At 58.0% G+C, this 21,229-nt stretch carries 24 protein-coding genes; 5 read left to right on the top strand and 19 right to left on the bottom strand.

The genetic code is table 11. The features are described 5' to 3' along the window. Position 1: 1 nt before the first annotated feature. The 17 genes from AC0L73_RS03285 to AC0L73_RS03365 all read right to left on the bottom strand — a co-directional run bounded on the left by AC0L73_RS03285 (position 2) and on the right by AC0L73_RS03365 (position 14,741). Positions 2–3,343 carry a phage tail protein gene (locus AC0L73_RS03285; RefSeq protein ID WP_473654852.1) on the bottom strand — a complete coding sequence of 1,114 codons (3,342 nt, stop codon included), beginning with the start codon at positions 3,341–3,343 and terminating at the stop codon, positions 2–4. Beyond that, positions 3,343–3,753, bottom strand: a complete 411-nt coding sequence (locus AC0L73_RS03290) for an NlpC/P60 family protein (protein WP_473654853.1) — start codon at positions 3,751–3,753, stop codon at positions 3,343–3,345. Before AC0L73_RS03290 ends, AC0L73_RS03285 begins: the two co-directional genes overlap by 1 nt. Continuing rightward, positions 3,750–4,595 (bottom strand): DUF2163 domain-containing protein, encoded by an 846-nt coding sequence (locus tag AC0L73_RS03295; RefSeq protein WP_473654854.1) that lies wholly within the window; start codon positions 4,593–4,595, stop codon positions 3,750–3,752. The genes AC0L73_RS03290 and AC0L73_RS03295 overlap by 4 nt, the downstream gene beginning before the upstream one ends. Then, positions 4,592–5,200, bottom strand: a complete 609-nt coding sequence (locus AC0L73_RS03300; protein ID WP_473654855.1) for a DUF2460 domain-containing protein — start codon at positions 5,198–5,200, stop codon at positions 4,592–4,594. The genes AC0L73_RS03295 and AC0L73_RS03300 overlap by 4 nt, the downstream gene beginning before the upstream one ends. A 3-nt stretch (positions 5,201–5,203) precedes the next feature. Next, entirely contained in the window at positions 5,204–5,944 is a 741-nt protein-coding gene (locus tag AC0L73_RS03305) for a hypothetical protein (protein ID WP_473654856.1), read from the bottom strand. Between the two features lie 5 nt (positions 5,945–5,949). Further along, positions 5,950–6,288 (bottom strand): hypothetical protein, encoded by a 339-nt coding sequence (locus AC0L73_RS03310; protein WP_473654857.1) that lies wholly within the window; start codon positions 6,286–6,288, stop codon positions 5,950–5,952. 11 nt (positions 6,289–6,299) lie between these two features. Beyond that, a complete protein-coding gene (locus AC0L73_RS03315; protein ID WP_473654858.1) occupies positions 6,300–6,692 on the bottom strand; it encodes a hypothetical protein in 393 nt (130 codons plus the stop codon). Positions 6,693–6,703: 11 nt separating this feature from the next. After that, entirely contained in the window at positions 6,704–7,609 is a 906-nt protein-coding gene (locus AC0L73_RS03320) for a phage tail tube protein (protein ID WP_473654859.1), read from the bottom strand. 12 nt (positions 7,610–7,621) lie between these two features. Continuing rightward, positions 7,622–8,011 carry a phage tail terminator-like protein gene (locus AC0L73_RS03325; RefSeq protein WP_473654860.1) on the bottom strand — a complete coding sequence of 130 codons (390 nt, stop codon included), beginning with the start codon at positions 8,009–8,011 and terminating at the stop codon, positions 7,622–7,624. Further along, complete coding sequence (locus tag AC0L73_RS03330) at positions 8,008–8,367, bottom strand: hypothetical protein (RefSeq protein ID WP_473654861.1); 360 nt, start codon at positions 8,365–8,367, stop codon at positions 8,008–8,010. The genes AC0L73_RS03325 and AC0L73_RS03330 overlap by 4 nt, the downstream gene beginning before the upstream one ends. 3 nt (positions 8,368–8,370) lie before the next feature. Beyond that, complete coding sequence (locus AC0L73_RS03335) at positions 8,371–8,859, bottom strand: DnaT-like ssDNA-binding protein (RefSeq protein ID WP_473654862.1); 489 nt, start codon at positions 8,857–8,859, stop codon at positions 8,371–8,373. 51 nt (positions 8,860–8,910) lie between these two features. Beyond that, entirely contained in the window at positions 8,911–10,041 is a 1,131-nt protein-coding gene (locus AC0L73_RS03340) for a major capsid protein (RefSeq protein ID WP_473654863.1), read from the bottom strand. 81 nt (positions 10,042–10,122) lie between these two features. Then, positions 10,123–10,827: a hypothetical protein gene (locus AC0L73_RS03345; RefSeq protein ID WP_473654864.1), complete on the bottom strand. Its 705-nt coding sequence runs from the start codon at positions 10,825–10,827 to the stop codon at positions 10,123–10,125. Between the two features lie 65 nt (positions 10,828–10,892). Then, positions 10,893–12,143, bottom strand: a complete 1,251-nt coding sequence (locus tag AC0L73_RS03350) for a DUF4055 domain-containing protein (RefSeq protein ID WP_473654865.1) — start codon at positions 12,141–12,143, stop codon at positions 10,893–10,895. A gap of 69 nt (positions 12,144–12,212) precedes the next feature. Continuing rightward, complete coding sequence (terL, locus tag AC0L73_RS03355) at positions 12,213–13,553, bottom strand: phage terminase large subunit (protein ID WP_473654866.1); 1,341 nt, start codon at positions 13,551–13,553, stop codon at positions 12,213–12,215. Then, the gene (locus AC0L73_RS03360) at positions 13,546–13,947 is read right to left on the bottom strand and encodes a terminase small subunit-like protein (protein WP_227950318.1); all 402 of its coding nucleotides are present in this window, start codon (positions 13,945–13,947) and stop codon (positions 13,546–13,548) included. Before AC0L73_RS03360 ends, terL begins: the two co-directional genes overlap by 8 nt. Positions 13,948–14,231: 284 nt before the next feature. After that, complete coding sequence (locus AC0L73_RS03365; protein WP_473654867.1) at positions 14,232–14,741, bottom strand: hypothetical protein; 510 nt, start codon at positions 14,739–14,741, stop codon at positions 14,232–14,234. Positions 14,742–15,167: 426 nt separating this feature from the next. Here AC0L73_RS03365 and AC0L73_RS03370 point away from each other — a divergent pair, with 426 nt between their 5' ends. The 5 genes from AC0L73_RS03370 to AC0L73_RS03390 all read left to right on the top strand — a co-directional run bounded on the left by AC0L73_RS03370 (position 15,168) and on the right by AC0L73_RS03390 (position 19,275). Then, entirely contained in the window at positions 15,168–16,178 is a 1,011-nt protein-coding gene (locus AC0L73_RS03370; RefSeq protein ID WP_473654868.1) for a cysteine synthase A, read from the top strand. A gap of 16 nt (positions 16,179–16,194) precedes the next feature. After that, positions 16,195–16,908 carry an alanyl-tRNA editing protein gene (locus tag AC0L73_RS03375; RefSeq protein WP_473654869.1) on the top strand — a complete coding sequence of 238 codons (714 nt, stop codon included), beginning with the start codon at positions 16,195–16,197 and terminating at the stop codon, positions 16,906–16,908. Between the two features lie 40 nt (positions 16,909–16,948). Then, on the top strand, positions 16,949–17,806 hold the full coding sequence (gene sseA / locus AC0L73_RS03380; protein WP_227950309.1) for a 3-mercaptopyruvate sulfurtransferase: 858 nt from the start codon (positions 16,949–16,951) through the stop codon (positions 17,804–17,806). Between the two features lie 2 nt (positions 17,807–17,808). Continuing rightward, positions 17,809–18,366, top strand: coding sequence for a GNAT family N-acetyltransferase (locus tag AC0L73_RS03385; protein WP_227950307.1), 558 nt, complete (start codon positions 17,809–17,811; stop codon positions 18,364–18,366). A 93-nt stretch (positions 18,367–18,459) separates the two neighbouring features. Beyond that, positions 18,460–19,275 (top strand): hypothetical protein, encoded by an 816-nt coding sequence (locus tag AC0L73_RS03390; protein ID WP_227950305.1) that lies wholly within the window; start codon positions 18,460–18,462, stop codon positions 19,273–19,275. Between the two features lie 66 nt (positions 19,276–19,341). Here the strand turns inward: AC0L73_RS03390 and AC0L73_RS03395 are convergent, their stop codons facing one another. Continuing rightward, positions 19,342–20,112 carry an amino acid ABC transporter ATP-binding protein gene (locus tag AC0L73_RS03395; RefSeq protein ID WP_321576135.1) on the bottom strand — a complete coding sequence of 257 codons (771 nt, stop codon included), beginning with the start codon at positions 20,110–20,112 and terminating at the stop codon, positions 19,342–19,344. 12 nt (positions 20,113–20,124) lie between these two features. Beyond that, positions 20,125–21,228 (bottom strand): amino acid ABC transporter permease, encoded by a 1,104-nt coding sequence (locus AC0L73_RS03400; RefSeq protein ID WP_227950303.1) that lies wholly within the window; start codon positions 21,226–21,228, stop codon positions 20,125–20,127. Between the last annotated feature and the right edge of the window lies 1 nt (position 21,229).

Raw genomic sequence — 21,229 nt, forward strand, 5'->3', positions numbered from 1 at the left:
GCTAGATAATCTCCGTTGCCGGAAAGCCCCGGCCTATGGTTTCAGAAAGTTGATAAAGGGTAAGGGAAAGCTCCGGCACCGCGACTTCGGAAGCACCGAAATCCGCATTAAAGTCGGCCAGCTCATAGGTATATTCCGTGACGTCATACACGAATTTGGAGACACTCTCCCCGTCATAGGTAAAGACCAGCTCATACCGCTCCGACGCTTCGGAGAGCGGGACGCCGCCGCTCAAACTGCCGCCGCCGATCCGCGTACGCCGCTGCCAACTCATGGAGAGATCCCCGCCGTCACGCTCTCCCGTAATATGGACCGGTGCGTAAGGTTTGAGGTCATTGCCGGTCAGGGCCTTGATGGTTGGCGAAACCTCCTCAATCAGGCGGCCCGCCCCCACCGCTTTCCAGCGGCGCGGCACGTCGATTGTATTGATCGCGGCAAAGCCACCCCCGATATCGCCGGAGCGGAGCAGGATTGCCCGCTCCCCCACCTTATGCGAGCCGGTCGCCCCTTCCGTGCCGCGGCGACCGCGCAGAAGGGTCGAGAGGCGATAACTGCCGTCCGCGTTCTCCGACACATTAGCGAACTGGATAATCTCCTCGCCGACAAGCAGGGCATTCCCGCCGTTCAACAATGCGGATGTGGTAATGCTTTCGAGTTCGTCCCCACCGCTCACAAAGCGGATATCGAGGCTGTTGGTTTCATCCGTCTGAAACGGCGCCGTCGTATCACCAAGGGCGGTTAGCGTCACGCCCCAGACAGCCTCGTTGCTGATTGCGCCCTCCACCTGATAGCTGTCCTCATCGAAGGCGGAATAGAGGGTGCCGCCGGTCCAGCCGGACTGATAGCCATCCATGGCGAAATAGAAGCGGCTTCCGTTCCCCGCCGTTGCATCCTGATCCCGGAGCAACGGCAGATCGAGGAGGAACAACTCCGCATAGCTTCCCTTGCGGATCAGCACCTGTTCATAGCCCGAACCCGCATCGCCAACTTCCGCCGCGTCATAGCTCAAGGGGGAAAGGGTCACGGCCTCGGTCTCAATCGTCATATCCGCGCCGAAATGGGACTGCATCAGCCGGGCGCTGCTGGTCGCTCCGTTGATCTCAAGGCTCAGCACATCGGCCGGGTCGAGCGCAAGGTATTTCAGCGGCAGCGACGCGCTCACCGTCTGTCGCTCGGCCCAGGCGGAATAGAGAGTTTTCGCCGCCGCCTGCCGCGCGAGATCAGCGGTCAGCGCCATCGGCAGATCCCGCGCGATCTGGTTGCGCCCGAACATGGTGGCGACGGGACGGAAGGCGCGCTTCTCCGACTGGGTGCCGATCTGGTAACCCGCATCGGACGCAAGATAGGAGAGCGATATCTTCTCCGGCAGTTCGCTTTCCTGCAATCGGCGCAAGGTGGGCGGCGCGATCATCTCCTCATCTTTGATGGTCACGCCGCTGTTGGCCTGGTTGCGGGGGATGAATTTCAGCATATCGCCGCTTTCCACCGCATCAAAGAAGGCATAGTCACTGAGCGGAGTCAGCGCCTCGGCAATCGACATCGGGCGGCTCACCAGATAGCCCGGTATGCTGCCCGAAAGGGCGGAGACATCGACATCCGCTTCCGTCAGACGCCCACGCGCACAGAGGTCACTGACGATATCGGCAAGCTCGGCCCCCGCACCGCTCGCGCGGCGCAAGAAAAGCCGTTTCACCCCGAAGGAACTGTTGAAAACGAACAGGCTGTCCGTCGCCGCGTCATAGACGCCATTGACGGACGCCTCCACCCCGTCGAAATCGTAAAGATCGACCCGCTCCAGCTCCTCGAGCGTGTCAGCGCTCAAATAAACCGCATTGCGCCCGGCGCTGATAAAGACGATCTCGCTACCGTTATGCGTATGGACGAGGGAGAGGTTGCCGCTCAAATCGCTCACATCGCGGCTGGCGGTGATGGCCTGCGTGACCGTCGACCATTTGAAAATACGGCAATCATTCTGGAACAGAAGCTCATCGCTCGCGGGCAGATAGGCGACCAGACGGGTGATATTGTTGGTTTCGCTCCCCGTCCCGCCAAGTGGCGTGAGATCAGCCGTGGCGATGGTAAAAATCTCGCTCTCGACGGAATAGTCCGTGCCTGATGCACTGGGGCTGCCAAAGACCGACACGCGGACGATCTCAAGGTCGCTGAACACCGGGCCGGTTGCCCAGCCGGACAGGACGACCCAGGCGACTTCCTCTGCGTCTGTCACCGCACCCGTGCAAACGCGCGAGCTTGTCGTGATGGTATCGACTACCTCCAGCGCCTCATCGAAGATCACCACCTGATAGCTCTGCTGCGATCCGGCGACCTGGAACTGCGCGCCGGTAAGCGGGTTGATGATATCGGTCGAATGGGTGATGGCACCCACGCCACTCGGCAGATCGGCGCTGTCGTTGAGTTGCATTGTCTCGCCGTTCACATAGTGGATTTGCCGTCCGGCGAGCAGGGCCGCGCCCGTGCCGATCCAGAAATTGCCCTTGCGATCCCGCGAAAACCCGATCGCCGCATCGGGCAGGCGCGGAAATTCCGTCTCCACCTCGGCTGTCGCGAGTTCCTCCAGCGTCAGGGCATCGATCTTGCGAACCGTATCGACACCGCCCACCACCTCATAGCTGTAGACAAGGCCCCGCTCCGCGTCATAGGCAAAGCTGCCCGCATCGACGGCGGCAATTTCACTATCCGTGACCGGATAGGCGCCGACGCCCTCAGTGGTGACCAGCACTTCGATATTCGGGATGCGATTGCCGAAAGAGGAAAGCGGCAGATCATCAAACACCAGATAACAGAGCCCACGATAGGCCGGTGTGTTGTCCTCCCCTTCCGCCGCCTCGATAATGCTGTCGGGGAGCTGTTCCTCATCTCCGGGGTAGAAGCGGAACCGCACATCGGAGGCGATCACGTCCCCCTCCGCGCCCGCATCATAGATGACCTCCCCATCGGCCCAGATTTTAAGGAGGTTCGATACCTCTCCCTCGCAGATAGCGACAGCGAAACTGGTGTAATAATTGTAACCGGTTACCTGTGAGGAACCGCCCGCGCCGCCCTTGCCGCCGCCGCTGCTGCTGGTCACGGCCTCGCTCCGGAGATCGCCCGCCCAGATAATATTCCCGGCGAGGCGCATGGTGCCATAAAGACGCGGGATCGCCGCGCCATAGCTCGCACCAGTGACATTAAGGTCGGTGAGCCGCGTCGCAGAGGACGCGCCGCCCTTCTCGGGGAACATAACACGGCCCAGCGTGGTGCCGAGAAGCCAACCGGCCCCGGCGCCGACACCGGTTACCGCACCGATACCGGCGCCCGCGAGCCCAAGTGCTAAAGTCGCCATTAGAGAACCTCCGGAAATGAGAAAACGGCAAACGGAGTACCGTAAGGATCAAGCGCCTCCTCGATCACCTGCCTTCTCCGGGCATGGGCATGGATGACCGTCGACACTCCATCGCGTTCGCTTAAAAACCCGACATGGATGGGAAAAGCGCTTTCCTTGAAAACACCGATATTTCCTATTTTCCAGTCAGTTGATGGTTGCAACTCAAGTTGTTTGTGAAGATGACGTAGAAGCGCCCGGCCATCCTGCCGCCGCGCATATCCGGTCACATCCTCGGGCTTGAGACCGAGAGTGTGCGCCACCAGAACGACCAGCCCGACGCAATCGACGCCCGCCCGGCTTCGTCCCTGATGCCGCCAGCGGCGTGCCGACCCAGCGCCGCGCCTCGGTGATGATATCCTCGCGCTCAAGCATCGCCGGTCTCCAGCAGGGCATCAGTGCCCGGAATATGCGGAAAACCCCGGAAATTGTGATGGTTCGAGAAGCTATCGCGGCAGGTCGCATAGCGCTTGTCGCAACCGGGAAAGAAGGAAACCTCATCCCCCGCCTGAACCTCGTACGGCATTTCCAGATAGAGGGTCAGCGTCTTACCCGTTTGCATCCAGTCACGGATTTCGCAAGAGAGCCCGGCGTTCGCACCACTGGTAAAGGTCAGCACCCCGCCGTTCAGCACATCGTCCGCGCCGGTGTAGTCGGTGAGCGCGAACTGATCGCGGGAGGTGACGCTTGCCACCACGTCAGTTGCAGTCAGTGCGTCCACATCGACACCGCAGCGGCTATCGCCGAGGTCCGCGCCGCAAAGGGGAGAATAAACCTCCCCCACCTCATAAAGAAGTGCCTGGGCAAGGCCGCGCAGCTCCGCCGTGAAGGCACCGTCCTGCGCCGAAACCTCCCCGATCCAGCCGCGCCGAAGCGGGAGAGTGCCTTGGGAAAGATCCTGCCAGTTGACCATGAAAATCCGCACCTCGGCGAAGTCATAGAGCCCCGCGAAAAGATCCTCTTCGCGGATGATATCGCTGGTGAGATTGCCAATGATATCAAGGTTATCGACGCTGAAGCTGCTGGAATTCGCAATAGCCGAGCGGGAATAACCGCTGGCCGCCAGATAGATGTCGCCATCGATTTCCAGATCCTCATCGAAATCGGTGAAGAACATTTCCGTCCCGTCCTGCCGGGTCAGCGCCCAACAGGTCGCGAGTGTGGTCACCTCCCCGGCGATATGGCTGTTCAGGGCCGCACTGAGAGACTTCATATCCGTATCTCCACCAGTTTAACGCTCTGCCAGTGATGGATGTCCGGCCCCGGAATGGCGGCCTGCATCAGGTCCGTATCGAAGCGGACCGGCACATCGAACTCGCAAGCCACCGCGATATCCGCGTCCGTCGCGGGCGCGCTATCAAAGCTGAGGATGCCGGTCGTTTCATCCACGCTCCAACCGCTCGCCATGGGTGCGCCGCCGACGGAGACCTCGACCGTGCCGGAGACGATCTTCTTCAGCTCCCGGTCATAGGGCGGGGCCAGTTCATCATCGTCGATGTAGCGCTTGACAATCTGAAATTCTGTGGTGCTGTTATCGCCGGTGCCGATAGATTGTTCAGCCATTTCAAAATCTGAAAAATCCTTCAGGCGAAAGCCATAGGCCCGGCCGCGCCGCGCGTGAAAGAAATCAAGCACGGCGGTCCATTCCGCGCCCCGGCTCGGGCTGATATCGACGGTGTATTCACGCCGTGCCTGCGCCCAGTTGATATTGCGCTGCTCATACCCGGAGTTCAAAATCTGCACCGTGGTCGAGAAGCGGGGCCCGCCCACCGCGCCATAAGAGACACGGGTCGGGAATCTGACGTCATGAAAGCTCATGGTTTATCCGTTCCTTCTAAGACTGCGTTGCGCCTGACGGAGTGCTTCGCCCTGGATCTGCGTCTGGCTGAGGCGAAAGCTTGCTGCGTCGGGCGTCGAGATGTTGAACGCCATATTGATAACCGGCGTCGGACTGGCAGCGGCGTTATTTCCCCGCTGCTGCGCCGGGGTCTCGATCGTCACCCGTTCGCCCCGCGTCAGACGAAGGGGGACAAGATTCTGGTCCACCCCGGACGCGCCGCCGACGGTGAACTGCCCGCCGGTGGAGAAACCGGGGATCAGGCTGGCGAGCGACGAACCGCCACCGCCGAAAAACGCGCCCGCAAGTTCACCAAACAGTTCGCCGGAACCGCCAAGGCTCTGCCCCGTTGCCGAGGTGAATGTCTTTGTGCCGAGACGAATGAGATCGGCCTCCAGCCCTTTCAGAACCGACTTGAAATCCTTCCCCGAGATCAGCAGCTTCTCGAACGCGCTTTCAAAGGCATTTCCGATGCTTGCCGCCACCTTGCCGGAAATCTCCGCAAAGCCGTTCATTTCCTCCATCGCGGTGGCAAGCCCGGTATTCAAGTCATCGACGAAGCCGTTTCTGCCGGAGCCTGCAAGATCGCTTTTCAGCCCGTCGAATTGGCGGGTGAGAAGCTGTGCTTCCCTTTCTGCCTTTCGGGTCTTGTCGCTGAGCGCATCGAGACCTTTGAGCGCCGTATCGATACCGCCAAAGGCGGATAAATCTGTATTTTTTACCATTATCCTTATCCTTGTTCTGCGTCTCTGGGCCGTAGCCGTCGCCAGAGAGTGAAGAGATCGAGGAGAAGCCCGACCTCAAACCCTGTGGGGCGGAGGCCGAAGCGCGCCTCGATATCCGCCGCAATCAGTGCCGGGCGCGACAGAGGCCCCTCTGCATAGAGCGGCAGAAGCACCAAAAACCAGCCCCAGACATGGGCGATGCAGGACGGTGGCGGCGCAGCCATTGCTATATCGGCGATTTCCCGGCCTGTTGTTTTTGCAAGCTGACGGTTGGCGGCGGCACGGGTGATACCCGGGCCCACCTCCTCCGCCAGATGGAATTGATGCGCCGCCCAGTCTTTCAATCGGGCGGCGGTCAGGGCAAAAAATTGGCCCGGTCCTCCACGAAGGCGGCGACCTGCTCGCGGATCCAGAGATGCTCCCGATAGAGCCTCAAGATATTCTCCGGCGTGGTGTCGTAACTCACACCGTCGAATTCGATATTCTCGAACCGCAGCGTAATCGCGGTAAGCCGTTCGACCAGCCGTTCCTCCAACTCTGCAGCCGTCAGTTCCAGCTTGCGTTCCATGATCTGCCGGTCGATCTGCGCCCGGAGGCACTTGCGGTAATTCTCCGCATCCTCCCCCTGCAGCCAGATAACGGCGGGGAGGTCTTCGCCCGTCTTCGGATGACGGAGGGTGAGCGGCGCGCCCGCCTCAGACCGAGCCTTTAAATCAAACGCCGCCACATCAAATACATTCTTATGCATATTGTTTCCCTTTAAGCCGCTGTCCGGGTGATCTTGAGGTTGCTCTCTTCCGTTTCGTCATAGAGCGCGGTGAAGGGCAGCGAGAGGGTGATCGGTCCCGCGCCAAGCGTCGGGTTCTCCGCCCCGGTATAAACAATACGCGGGAGATCAAATTCAAGACTGCCCCCTACCCCGCTGCAAGTAAGAGTGAGGCTGCTCTCGGTGCGGGCGGCAAATTTATTCAGGAGTGCCGCATCCTCGAAGTAGGTGGTTATCTCCCCCGTGATACGTGAAGAACCGGCAAGGAGGCTACTTGCTTCATCCTCGCCAATCACAAACGCTTGCTCCAGCCCATTATCAATATTGAGCTGTAGCCCGACAACAATACCGATGCTACTGCCCCCCTCTTCCAGCGACCCGGAGAAGCTGTCCATAGGGTCATTGGCGGCGGCGGCCGTCGGACTTCCGTCAACGGAGGTTGAATTGATCGCAGAAGATTTGCCGATTACGCCAAAGGTGCCGGTGATCAACCGGTCCGGCCGGACGGAGAGGCGCAGGCGATCGATCACGCAGCCGGTCAGCAGCTGATACTGGCCAATGTCAGCGAAGCCCCGCTCAAAAGTGAAGCTCGGCTGGCTCGCGCCCGCTTTCAACACATTGGACGACCAACTTGATTGCATCACCGCCGCAAGCATGTCATCAAACGCGCCGTAAGAAAGCTCCATATCTATATTGCCCGAGACGGTCTTCTGCCCGTGCAGGAGATGGGCGATCTGGCGGTCGCTGCGGATTTCCGCCGTCTCCAGCGTCGTCTTGGAAAGACCGAGGCTGCAGGCCGTATGACGACATGACGTCATCTCCGGCGAGGCCGGCGTCGTGCCGAAGACACTTTCAGTAATATAGGTCAGCCCATGCTGGGCTCCGGTAGCAAAGGTCATGGCAGTGGCTCCTTAAAAATAGCTGCGCCAGGAAACGAGAAGCGGGATGGCGATTTTCTTGAGGTCGCCCTCATTGGCGCCCACAGTCGCACCGTCGAGATGAACATCAACGCTCTCGAACGTCAGCACGCGACCCTTGTTGAAATGCGACCGCAGGGCATCGATGCGGCTCTGCGCGGAGGCCATATCCGCGTCATGGACGGTGATGCGATAGTCGCCCGTATGCAGCTCCACCGCGCCGGAGCCGAGGAATATCCCCTCAGCCGGGGCTGGCAGGAACTGAACCTCCAGATATGAGGTGCCATGGGCGGGATAATAAGGCGTTCCCGGGAAGGCCACATCGTCAGACTCATAAGCATGAAGCCGTGCATCCAGCGCCGCCTGTATTTTGCGATAGCTCATTGGTAGCTCACCTCATACAGAATGCCTGCGCCGGTATCTGCCGCGACCACCTGCAACAGGGTGAAAGTCGAAGAGCCGATAATCAGGTCGTCATCGGCCTTCGGCATCACGTCCTCGCACTCGATCAGCGCATGATGAAGCGGAGGATCAATCGGCGTGCCGTCCGCATTCGCCGTATCAACGAGCCTTTTCTCCGTCCGCACCAAGCGGATCGCGGTATCGCTTGTGGTCTCCACCGTGCCGGTGCCGGGATCGTAATCCCCTTGTGCTTTCTGGCGGAGCGTTGCGCTCACCGCCACCTCTCCGATGGTATCGAAGAGATCGCGCACCATTCGCCGGATAGTTTCGTTCCGCATGGTTCACCCCCTCACCATCTGGCTGTCCTGGGCGCGCGCGCCGATCTGCTGCAGCAGGCGAAAGACGAAGCTCATGCGCTTCCTTCCCTCCTCATACGTCACCTCGATGGGGCCGATCTTCTGTCGCGTCACCTGCCGCTCATCGAGGCCCTCGGAATCACGCAGAAAGATATCCGCAAGCTCCAGCGTCGCGGTGCGCAATGCATGGGGGATGCCCGTCATGGCCCGACCGTCCCTATCATAGGCGCCACTCCTCGGCCATTTCAGGCCCTGATCCCAGTCAAGAACCGTGCCGGGATAAAGATAGCTGTCGATATGCAGGGCCGACCGGATCAGCGCCTGTTCACGCTGCCCGTCCGTGGCGCTGGTCCAGTCATCATTGGCAAGCGCAGTGAAATGGCTGTCCGCCTCCGCAAGCGACACGTAACTCGTCGCCCCGGTCACGCCGCTGCCGGTTTCGGTTATCAAGGTCATGGATTTTTTCCTGCTCAATCACATAAGAAAAAGGGGAGCGGTGATGTTTCGTACCGCTCCCCGCTCCGGTCAGCCGGCGAGACGGACCGCCAGCTCGGGCCGGACCAGCGCGACACCCCAGAGGATGTCAAACTCCCAGACGACCTGCTTATACTGGCGCGCCACCTCAAGGCGGAGCGAGATGCCGGTCATCGGATCGGTCATCGACAGGATCTGGCTGCCGAGTCCCATGTCCTGGGTGCTGTGGGCCAGCGGACGGTTGGCGAAGGCAAAGGCATCACGATTGAACACCAGATTGACCACATGATCCGCGACAAAGGTCATCGCCGCGTTATCCGACGGCGCAGAACTAATCGCCGGGGCGATGGTCAGGGTCGAGTCCGTGCCCGACAGGTCCGTTGCGGCCTGCACGACATATTGCTGCGTGTCGCCATCAATGGTGAAGATATCGCCGACGGAGGGTTTGGTCGTAAAGCCATCGGCGATCAGGCTGGTGCCGGTCTGGGATGCGCCCTTGACGAGCGGCGTTCCCTCCGCGCCGGTCACATGGGTAGCGACATGGTCATCGCTATACCAGTCGATCCCGTATTTGCGGCCGATCTCGCCTTCGATCTTGGCGGAGCTGCTGCCCGCGCGGTCCGCATCAGCGAAGGCCGCGAGGTCTAGCGCGTTGGATTCCGCATCGAAATCGAGCACGCCATAGCGGAATTCTTTCGGGGCCTTTTGCTCCAGCAGCAGCTTTCTGGCTGCCGTCGCATCGCTGGCATCCGACGCAAAGGGCGTCGTGCCTGCCGTGCCGACCAGACCATAGATGCCGGTATATTTCGCATGGATCGACTGGTTGACGGCATTGGCAAGCGCACGGATGGCCGCGCTCGCCTGTACGGGCATGAAATTCTCCCGCGCCTCGACCTCCATCATCTCCTTGTCGGTGAGGTAGAAATCCGCCTTCTTCCAGTTGTTCAGCTCAATCTGCACCTTCTCCAATGTCGAGCTGGTCGGAGTCGGCGGCGTTGTGCCGGGCGTCACGTCATCCGCCGTCAGGTCAGACGGCAGGATCACATCGATGGTGTCGCCCTTCTCAGCCGCATCGGCACTGAAATCGCCATTCACGAGGCGGGGCATCACGGTCTGTTCACGCAGGGCCATCAGGCCGCGCGCAAGGATCTTCGGCATGGCGGCCGAAATATCATTAGCCATTTTCTTTATCTCCAGAATAAGGAATTAAGGGGTTATTGCAGACCCGTCCCGGGCCCTGCCGCATCCCGCGGACTTGGGACTTTAAAGGGAGACCGACACCTTCCCGGCGGCGATATCCTCGATCCGGGCGTTGAGCGCCCATTGGTTCTGTCCATTGATGGTGGCGCGATTGACGGGCACCCCGCTCGGGTCCATGCCGCTGCCCTTGCTGCCGGTCGGGTTGAAGGCGCGGGCAAAGACGGGGGAGCTCCGCATTTCCGCCACCAGATCCTCGACGGTCAGGGGCACCCCTTCCGCCTTCTCGCGGAAGGAGCCGTCGGTATCGATAACACGAAGGGAGGGAGCGCCCTCTTCCTCCACCAACGTGATCGCGGCGCGAATATGCGGCATCAACAGCTCGACGCTACCGCCGGCTTTCAAAAGCGCCTCCGTCGCGCGGGTGGTGATCAGGAACTCGGCGTTCAGCTCCTTCAGGCGGGTAATCTCCACGTCCTTCGCCTCGATAATCGCATCGAACTGTTCCGTGAATTCCGCGCTGAGCGCCTTTTGTTTATCGGCCCAGGCGGTTTCCGGATCGGGGCCGAGTGCCTGCCAAGCCTTCAGCTCCTTCTCGAAGCCCTGTGCATTGCCCCGCTCCTTTTCAAGCGCCGAGAGCAGACCGGACACATCCAGCTTTTCGGCGAGCAGGGGATCGAGGGTGAACCCCTCCTCCTCCGGCTGGTAGAGCCCGTGGTACTGCTCCGGCACCTCGCTTAAGTCGGTCACGTCAATGGGAAATTCAAACATGGAAAACCTCAATAAAAAAGCCCCGAAACGGGGCTCTGTGGGTAAATAATTAAATGTTGGATGGGTTAGTCAGCAGCAGCGTTCACCTTGAGACTGTCACTTAGAAGTCCGCGCGTCTTCGCTTCGCGGATCAGTTCCTCCCCGCTCACGTCACCGAGGCGTCGCGCTTCCAATAGGAAATCGAGATCGCGCTCATTATTTTGCGCCGCGCCCGATTTGGTGCTGACGCCGATACTGCCGATAAGCGGCATTTCCAGCCAGTCCGCGAACAGCAACAGCATGGCATTCAGGCTGTCTTCCAGGTTCATCGCCATGGCGGAAAGCGGCGAGAGAGCATCGGCGGCGTCCAGCGCCCGGCCCGTAGCCGTCTCCATCTGCTTTGGCGTATCGAACTGCAGACCGAACATCAGCATGGCTTTTTCCAGCGCCTCCAGCTCCTTCGCGCCTGCCTCCAGCGCCGCGCCGGAGCTTTCGACATAATAATATTTGCCCTCGCTCTCGCTGGTGGTCAGCACCTTGTTGGGGCCCACCTCGATCGGGCCATCAATCTCCGGGTTGTAGCCGGAGGCCGCGAGGATCGGGAAGGACGCGACATTAAGCGCGTTCCGCTGATCGGAGCGGATCTGGTAATGCTCCAGATTGAGGAACGCGAGGTCTTCCAGCGGCGGCTCGGCCTGCAAATATCCTGTTCGCGCGGTGTAAAGGGTGACAAGCGGGATACGGCCCAGGGTATTCTCCCCGGCGTCCGCCTCCTGCCAGATGCCCTTCTTGTCCTGCCGGTAGACACGCCAGCGATCCGGCTCGATCACGCGGATCTGTTCCTCCTCCCGCTCATCGAACCCGTGATAACGCAACGCCTTCTCGCGAATGCGGATTTGCGTCAGCACCTTGTCACCGCCCCGGCTGTCCCATTGTGCGGCAATCAGCTGATCGGCGCGGACATGGACCGCATAGGGCCGCGCGCCCTGCTCCCGCTCCTCGGCAAGGGACTGCCCACCCGCCGACGCCGGGAAATCCACCAGCACATGAGAAAGACCGGAGACAAGCGCATCCTCGAACCAGTCGCGAGCGAAGACATTAAGGCCCCTCCCAACGAGATCGATATTGCGCAAAATCGCGACCAGTTCATCTGGCATATCCTCCGAGATGATGAGTGGTTCGGCAAAGATGCGACCAACGAGTTTGGTCACGGTGCGGCGGAAATGATTGCGCAACACTGATCGGCTCGCCCGCTCCGTATAGATGGCGCTATTCTCCGCCGGATGGCGCGGCAGATATCGTGTGCCCGCGGCCCGCATGGCCAGCGTGCCGCCCATCAGCGCCTTCGGCAAGTGCCCAGCGCGTCGCCATTAAATCATATAGCTGGGAGGAGATGGAAGGATCGTTCATGAGTACATATCCTGTTGTGATTTCTGTGAACCTTGGGTGAGAGCGTGAAACGCCTCGCAGACCGCGTCGACCTGATCATCATGACGACCGGTCGGAAAATTCTCGAGTTCATTGAGGAAATCCGCGTTCCACGGTCCCGCCACAAGACGGACATTGCCCGCCTCGGCCTGCGACGAGAATGGCATGGCACGGACGACCTTGCTGCCGGTGACAGGCTGGCTTTTTACCCGGAAGCCCGCGAGCAGCCGGACGAGCGCCTGGACTTGCGCCTTTCCCGCCTGCCCCGGATCCTGCGGCAGGGCGATTTGCGTCTCCCGCCCGTCACTCATGGCAAGATTGCGGATGGCGCGCTCGACCTCATTCGGCGTGCCCCGCAGCCGCTCTATATGTTCTACATAGAACACCCCACTGGCGTCCCGGGCGAGTCGCGCCCCAACGGTCCAGTCGGGAGAGGTCCCCGGTTCCATATGGCTGGCCGCCAAGTCCCAGCCGCGCACCCGTCGCGCCTCAACTGGTGCCATCGGCACCACCGAAAACCAGCTTCGGCGAAAATAGGCGCCCGCAGCAGGGCGGATTTTCCAGTTTCCCTTTAACAGCCGCTCCCGATCGATTGAGGAGAGCGCGGCAAGATTGGCGCGATAGCCCGGATCCCGTTCCATCAGGATCCGGTTATCGTCAATGGAGGCAGCGATAAAGGTGACAGACTTGGCCACCTGTCCCGGATGCGCCAGCTCCAATGCGCGTTTATCATCGCCCCAGATAAGACTATCTTCATCACGAACAAACCAACGGAGTTGGCCCGACCGTCCCGGAACCGGGTAGCCCGTTTCCGGATCAATCCACCAGCGGATAAAATCGGCAACCCAACTATCCGCGTCCGGATTGCAGGTTCCCCGCACATAGGGCCGCGCTCGACCGGTGGAGCGATTGCGGCTCAACAGGTAAAAAAACTGGGTCTCGGTGAAATGGGTCAGTTCGTCAAAACCGATGAAGGCAAGTTCCGATCCCTGCCAGTCGTACTTGTTCTTCTCATGCTCCAGATGACCGAAGCTGATCGACGCTCCACTCGGAAACTTCCAAGACAGCTCGCTTTCCTTCGCCCGACCGCCAATGGTCCCGTAGAGCGCGGCGGACGCATCCCAAAGCCCGCCCTCATTCTTTACCTGTTTCGAGGTGCGGCGGAAAATAACGGCCTTGAACTCCCCTTGCGCCATATGCCGGAGTGGCTCCATCAGCAGGGCAAAGCTCTTGCCGCCACCCGCCGCGCCGCCATAGATGGCGATGTCGGCGGGAGTGCCAAGGAACATCTCCTGCGGTCCCGGCTGCGGTTTAATCACGGCCATTTTCCGGCAGGTACAGGCGGGGTACGGGGAAGCTGCGCTTGCCCTTGTCATTCGCCGCGCCCTCGCCATATTGCGTCGGTGCGAAATGTGCCATCAGCCATTTCCGCGTATCGATCCGGAGCTTCGAGCGGGCAATATCCTCCCGTGCCTCTTTGTCTTCTCCGTTATCATTGACGCCGTCAGCGATTTCCAGAATTTCCCCGGCAAACACATCCGCGACAAAGCGGCGGACGGTCTCTTCCTCCTTCTTCAGAAAGACGGACCCCAATAGGGCAACGATATCATTGATCCTTCCTGCCTGCTTGATATCCTCTAGCAGTGGCAGGGCGACATTACGCCGCCATATCTTGTTATTCAGGGCAGATTTAATCAGCTCGATGGTCGACATTCCAGAAGCCTCAATTTATAGACAATAAGTATATTTTCTACTATTTAGTGTTCACTCAAATCATAATTATTCCGCCATGCGGCGTTCTCTGAGGAGGATAGATTTTCTCAGAGGTGCTATATTTTTAATTTGTTGGGTTTTTTATCGTTGTTTTTATTGATTTAATCTTCAATAAGAAAGGCCCACGGAAATTCTTCGATTTCCATGGGCCCAATTTCCGACTATGACAATCAGTATAAAGAAACGTTCCCCGATTGTCAATATTTTTCTATCATTAAGTGTTTTTATATTTTTTCATAAAGCGCCAAGGCATCATTCAACTGCGCCCGCGCATAGCCATTTCGCTTCTTTCGCGCTCGATCAACAGCCCGGCAACTCTTCCCAAATATAATGACATCAAGCACAGCAGAAAGCGACAAACCTGCTTCCTGTACCCGGACAGCCCAGAGCATAAATCGACGCATCAACTCAACCTGCCAATCCTCCGTATTCCCCGTTGATGAGGGTAATCGACTATAATTTTGCGTCCGCATACCGAGCCCCGCTGTACGCAAATGAAATCCGCGGGAAATTTTCTCCGCAATCCTTACCTGATCGTCCGTCAGCATGGAAAAGAGACGTGGCTCTCGCGCTTTCATATCTGTCTTTCTAAGTCTTCCCGAAGGATTAGCGCCGGGCCGGGATCGCAATTTTATGTTCCGGCCGCAGGCGGGTGATCTGACGCTGCGATCTGTCGTACGTGGCGCCAAAAGTGCTTCCCGCGCTGTGCGAGCGCCCGTCTGTTTGGATGTCATAGTTCCTCTCAATCATAGAATGTGATTTATTGCTTTGCTCATAATCCAGCTACGGAGGGCATTCTGCCGTTTCTGTAGGCCTTGGGAGTAGTCGGAAATATAAATGCGCACATTTTTTCGCATCGGAGGCCGACGCGTGCGCTTAAAAAAGAAGGGTAAAGTCGGTTGAGAAAAATGTTTAAAGTACAAACTCACACAACATTAAAATTATAAATGCAATTTTTTTGTAATATTAATAATATTTATATTATAACAACTTTCGACTTATTACGTCAAATGTTAGATTTCAAACATTATTTGCGTTGCACAAATAGACCCTGAAAATCAGTCGAAAATTTTATTCCTCCACAACGCTTGACGCTTCCGGGGTAAATCGCCAAATTAACATAAATACAATGGTAATAAGAAAGAACCACAGAGAATCCCATGGAAATTCGCAAAGACTTTATCGACAGCATCGGCAACACGCCGCTTATCCGCCTGACTGCCGCCTCGGAAGCTACGGGCTGCGATATATACGGCAAGGCCGAATTTCTCAATCCTGGTGGATCGGTGAAGGACCGCGCCGCCCTTGCCATCGTCAAGGATGCGGAGGCGAAGGGTCTGCTCAAGCCCGGCGGTCTGATCGTTGAAGGGACCGCGGGCAATACCGGCATCGGCCTCGCCCTTGTAGCGAACGCCAAGGGATACAAGACCGTCATCGTCATGCCTGAAACGCAGACGGATGAGAAGAAAGCGCTTCTAAGATATTGCGGTGCGGATCTCCGCCTTGTTCCGGCGAAACCCTATAAGGACGAGAATAATTACATCAAATATTCCGGCCGGCTGGCGGAGGAACTGGCGAAAACCCATCCGGGTGGCGCTATCTGGGCCAACCAGTTTGATAATGTCGCCAATCGTCAGGGACATATCGACACCACGGGCCCGGAAATCTGGAACCAGACCGACGGCAAGATCGACGGCTTTATCTGCGCGGTCGGTAGTGGTGGCACCCTCGCTGGCGTGGCGACGGCACTTCGGGCAAAAAACCCGAGCATCAAGATCGGCCTCGCCGATCCAATGGGCGCAGCGCTCTTTAATTACTACAAGAACGGCGAAATGAAGTCCGAAGGCAGTTCCATCACCGAAGGGATCGGCCAGGGCCGCATTACCGCCAACCTGGAGGGTCTCGATATCGACCTGCCGTTCCAGATCGACGATGTCGAGGCGCTCAACGTGCTTTATGACCTCAACATCCATGAGGGATTACAGATGGGCCTTTCCAGTGGCATCAATGTCGCCGGCGCCATCCGCATGGCGAAGGAAATGGGTCCCGGCCATACGATTGTCACGGTTCTTTGCGATACCGCGCAAAAATACTTTAGCAAATTGATGGACATTGATATGCTGAAAGAAAAGAACCTGCCGGTTGCTCCTTGGCTCTCCGGCGATAGCTGACCAACCGGAGAATATCATGACACTGCCCCTCTTTCGCGACGATGCCTATCTGACTCAAACGTCGGCGGTGGTGACAGGCGTGAATGAGCAGGGCGGCATCATTCTGGACCAGACAGTTTTCTATCCCACCGGCGGCGGCCAGCCGGGCGATAAGGGCAAGCTGATATTGGCCGACGGCACAAATATTGAAATCGCGACGGCTGTCAAAGGGAACACCCCCGACGAAATCGTCCATGTCCCGGCGGAGGGAAGCCCCCTCCCCGACATTGGCGCCACGATAACGGCCGAGATCGACTGGGATACGCGTCATCGCCTGATGCGCATGCATAGTTGCCTGCATCTTCTTTCCGCCGTGCTGCCCTACCCGGTGACCGGCGGACAGGTTTCCGACGGCAAGGGGCGGCTCGATTTCGATCTCCCTGAAGCAACCCTTGATAAGGAAGAAATCACAGTTGAGCTCAACCGGATTATCAATGAAAATCACGCGCTGACGAGTGACTGGATCAGCGAAGAAGAGCTCGACGCAAAGCCCGAACTGGTAAAAACCATGTCTGTCCAGCCGCCACGCGGTGCTGGTCGCATCCGCCTGATCAAAGTGGAAGGCGTGGATTTGCAGCCCTGCGGCGGCACCCATGTGCGTAATACTTCGGAGATCGGGGAAGTCAGGGTGAGAAAAATTGAAAAGAAGGGTCGGCAAAACCGGCGAGTATCGCTAGAATTTGTTGCGTGAAATCAAAGCCGGTACGACCGAATAAGGTGTAAGTAAAAATATGTCCTATGTAAATTCATCCTCGCTTGTTTCAACCGAATGGCTGACGGAGCATGCCGCCGCCCCTGATGTACGGATCGTCGATGCGTCTTGGCATATGCCCGCGACCGGGCGCAACCCACGCGCAGAATATGACGCGGAACATATTCCCGGCGCCGTCTTCTTCGATATTGACGAGATTGCCGACACTGATAACCCGCTCCCTCATATGGTGCCGAGCCCGGAAAAATTCTCAAGCCGGATGCGGAAACTTGGCCTCGGCGATGGGAACCGGATTGTTGTCTATGATACCATTGGGAATGTCAGCGCCGCACGTGCCTGGTGGCTGCTCCGCCTTTTCGGTCATCAGGATGTGGCCATTCTCGATGGCGGCCTGCCCAAATGGAAAGCAGAGGGACGCCCCGTCGATGATATGCCGGTAAAACCCGCCGAGCGGCATTTCACATCCCGCATCAACAGCTTCCTCCTGCGCGAAAAAGATCAGGTCGCGCGCAATATAAATCAGGGCCGCGAACAGGTGCTTGATGCCCGCTCCGCCGGTCGGTTTGAAGGGACGGAACCGGAACCCCGCGAAGGCTTGCGCAGCGGCCATATTCCCGGCGCAAAGAACCTGCCCTTCACAAATCTTCTAAAAGACGGTGATGGAACTTTCCGTCCTGCCGCTGAACTTTCTGCATCTTTTGAGAGTGCAGGAGTTGATTTAAAGAAACCGGTGATTACATCTTGTGGATCGGGAATAACCGCTTGCGTCCTGGCGTTCGGCCTGCATCTTCTGGGTCATCAACGTGTTGCCGTTTTTGACGGATCATGGACCGAATGGGCTCTCGATGAGGAATTGCCAGTCGAAACCGGAAAGTAAGAATGCCGATTAAACGCCCCCCGACACCGACCCACACGGGCAAATGGCCCGTTACCATCACTTTCCTTGAAATGACGGAACGGCAGAACGCCGCACCACCCCCGCCCCCGGCTATCCCCCACGCGATTATCCGCGCGGAGACGCCGACGGTATCCTTTTATCGTTATCTTTACAACACGGTCGGGCGAGACTGGGGATGGATTGATCGTCGTCTTGTCCCTGATGCGGAACTTGAAGAAATTCTTCAGGCGGAAACAACCGAAGTCTATGTGCTTTATATCAAAGGCGTGCCCGCGGGCTTTGTCGAACTGAACGCAGCCGAAATGCCCGATGCCGTCGATGTCGCCTATTTCGGGATCATGCCCGAATTTATCGGAATGCGGCTTGGCCCCTATTTTCTCAACTGGGCACTGGAAGAAGCCTGGGAAAAGGGACCGGAACGGGTAACCGTCAATACCTGCACGTTGGACCATCCGAAGGCGCTGCCGATGTATCAGCGCGCCGGGTTCGAACCGATCCGCCGCCGCGAGATCGAGATTGACCCCATAGAAGATATCTGATCGCCTGGAAGTGATCATCTCCGCGTTGACCGGTTAGGAATATAAGTTTATTCTGATGTATATGCCGGTTTCGTTACGCGCGGAGGTTTTCACATGGCGCCCCTGAACAAGAAACATCAGCCCTCCCTCTTTATTGCGGCTTCGCTGACCGCGGCCATAGCCGCCCTGCCAGCCCTTGCCGCACCACAGATCTTGGCCGTTGCGGCAACGGACCTGAAACTCCCCGTTACCTGCGAGGCCGGAGAATGCACGGTGGAGCTGACCACCATCTGCCTCCAGGAACATCGCGCCTCCCCTAATATTGGCGCGGGATACTATGTGCATGGAGAGACCTTCTTCGATCTTATGGGCCGGAACGCAGCGGGGCAAGAAATCTCCCTCGCCCATCTCCCGCTTGAGATTACCGCCGCGCGCGGCCATAACGCGGTGCGCCTCGCCTTTCAGGAAAGCCAGCTGACGAAATACGGCCCACTGGAGGTGAGCATTTCCGTGCCGAAAAATCTCTCCCTTGTCCCGCTGCCAATTGCCAATGACGTGAAGCCTCAGACGGAGGAGGATATCTTGCTCGCCACCGGACCGCTCCGGGCGGCGGCGACGCAGCTCGTCGATCTGGATGAGAACAAGCGCGACGCAGCAGAGCTTATCAATCAGGCGATCAACCGCCTGCCCTGGCGCGGCCGGGCCAGCGATGAAGATCGCGCCACCGTCCGCGCGAGCTATCAGGAAATCACCAAAAGCTCCGGCTTTGCGAGCGGTGCGAAGGACAATGCAAACGCTGTTGTTAAGGAATGCTATGACCGCACCATCGCCGGTAGCCTCAGCTTCCGTGGCTGCTTGGGCAGTTGGCACGACCGAATGATCGGCAAGCTCAATACCAAATACTGGAAATCCCTCGGCGCGGGGAGTTAAGTCCCTTTTCCCACAAAAAAGCCCGACAATTTATCGCCGGGCTTTTTCTTTCGATAGAATAGTTTATCAGCCGTTGTGCAGGATCTGGCTTAGGAAAAGCTGGGTCCGTTCGCTTTGCGGATTCTCGAAGAATTCCGTTGGTGGCGCCTGCTCGATAATCTCGCCGGCGTCCATGAAGATCACCCGATCGGCGACCGTCTTGGCGAAGCCCATTTCATGGGTCACACAGATCATGGTCATGCCCTCTTCGGCGAGACTGATCATGGTGTCCAACACCTCTGAAATCATTTCCGGGTCAAGCGCCGATGTCGGCTCATCAAACAGCATGATGCGCGGGTTCATGCAGAGCGAGCGGGCAATCGCCACACGCTGCTGCTGTCCGCCCGAGAGTTGCCCCGGATATTTCAGCGCCTGTTCGGGGATTTTCACCCGTTCAAGGAACTTCATCGCCGTTTCCTCGGCCTCCGCCTTCGGGGTCTTGCGGACCCAAATCGGCGCGAGCGTGCAGTTTTCCAGAACCGTCAGATGCGGAAACAGATTAAAATGCTGGAAGACCATCCCCACCTCACGGCGGATTTCATCGATCTTCTTTACATCGTTTGTGAGTTCAATCCCGTCCACAATGATCTGGCCCTGCTGATGCTCCTCCAGTCGGTTAATGCAGCGGATCATCGTTGACTTGCCTGAGCCAGACGGCCCGCAGACAACGATTTTCTCTCCCCGCTCCACTGTGAGGTTGATGTCTTTCAGGACATGGAACTCACCATACCATTTATGCATCCCGATCAGTTGAATCGCGACATCCATATCAGTTTGTGTCATGGCAGCTTCACTCATATTTCCGCCCTCCTATCTTTTGTGACCGGTGTGGAGTTTGTTCTCCAACCAGATGCTATAACGCGACATACCGAAACAGAAGACCCAGAAGACGGCCGCAACGAAGACATAGCCTTCGGTCGCCATCCCGACCCATTCCTTATCGGTGGTTCCAGCTTTAACAATGCTGAGCAAGTCCAGCAACCCGATGATCAGCACCAGCGTCGTGTCCTTAAACAGACCGATGAAGGTGTTGACGATTGAGGGAATTGCAATCTTAAGCGCCTGAGGCAGTATTATAAGCCCCATTGCCTGCCAATATCCAAGGCCGAGGCTTTTCGCGGCCTCCATCTGGCCTTTGGGGATCGCCTGCAATCCACCGCGCACCACCTCGGCCATATAGGCCGCGGAGAAAAGCGACATGCCGACGAGCGCCCGGATAAGCTTGTCGAAGTTCATACCTTCTGGCAGGAACAACGGCAACATGACCGAGGCCATGAACAGGACTGTGATCAACGGCACTCCGCGAACAAACTCAATAAAGCCAACGCAGAGCATCCGCACAATCGGCATGCTTGATCGCCGTCCAAGCGCAAGGACAATACCGAGCGGCAGCGCGACAAAGATCGACACTGACGCCAGCACCAGGGTCAGGAACAGTCCGCCCCACTGGGAAGTCTCTACGACTTCCAGACCGAAAGACCCTCCATAAAACAGGAAGTAACAAACGACCGGTACAAAGACGAACATATAGACCGCCGGCCATTTCTTGTTCTTGACCACGTCAGAGAGAACAAGGAACAGCCCGATTGCTGCAAGAACATACCCGATATCAACGCGCCAGCGTTCTTCAACCGGGTAAAAGCCGTACATGATCTGTCCGAACCGGGCCTTGATAAAGACCCAGCAGGCCCCTGTCCCGGTGCAATCTTCCCGGGTTTCCCCGACAAAATTAGCGTTGATGAAGGCGTAGGAGACTATTCCGCTCACTGCCCACCAGATCACATAGAGCGACACCACCGTTAGGAGTGCGTTCAACGGGCTGGAGAATAAATTCTCCCGCATCCATCCAATCACGCCGGTCTGGCTGGCGGGAGGTGGCAGATCTTCGTGGCGTTCTGTTTTAACTATTGCCATC

This window comes from Sneathiella sp. D3-11, assembly GCF_055809395.1.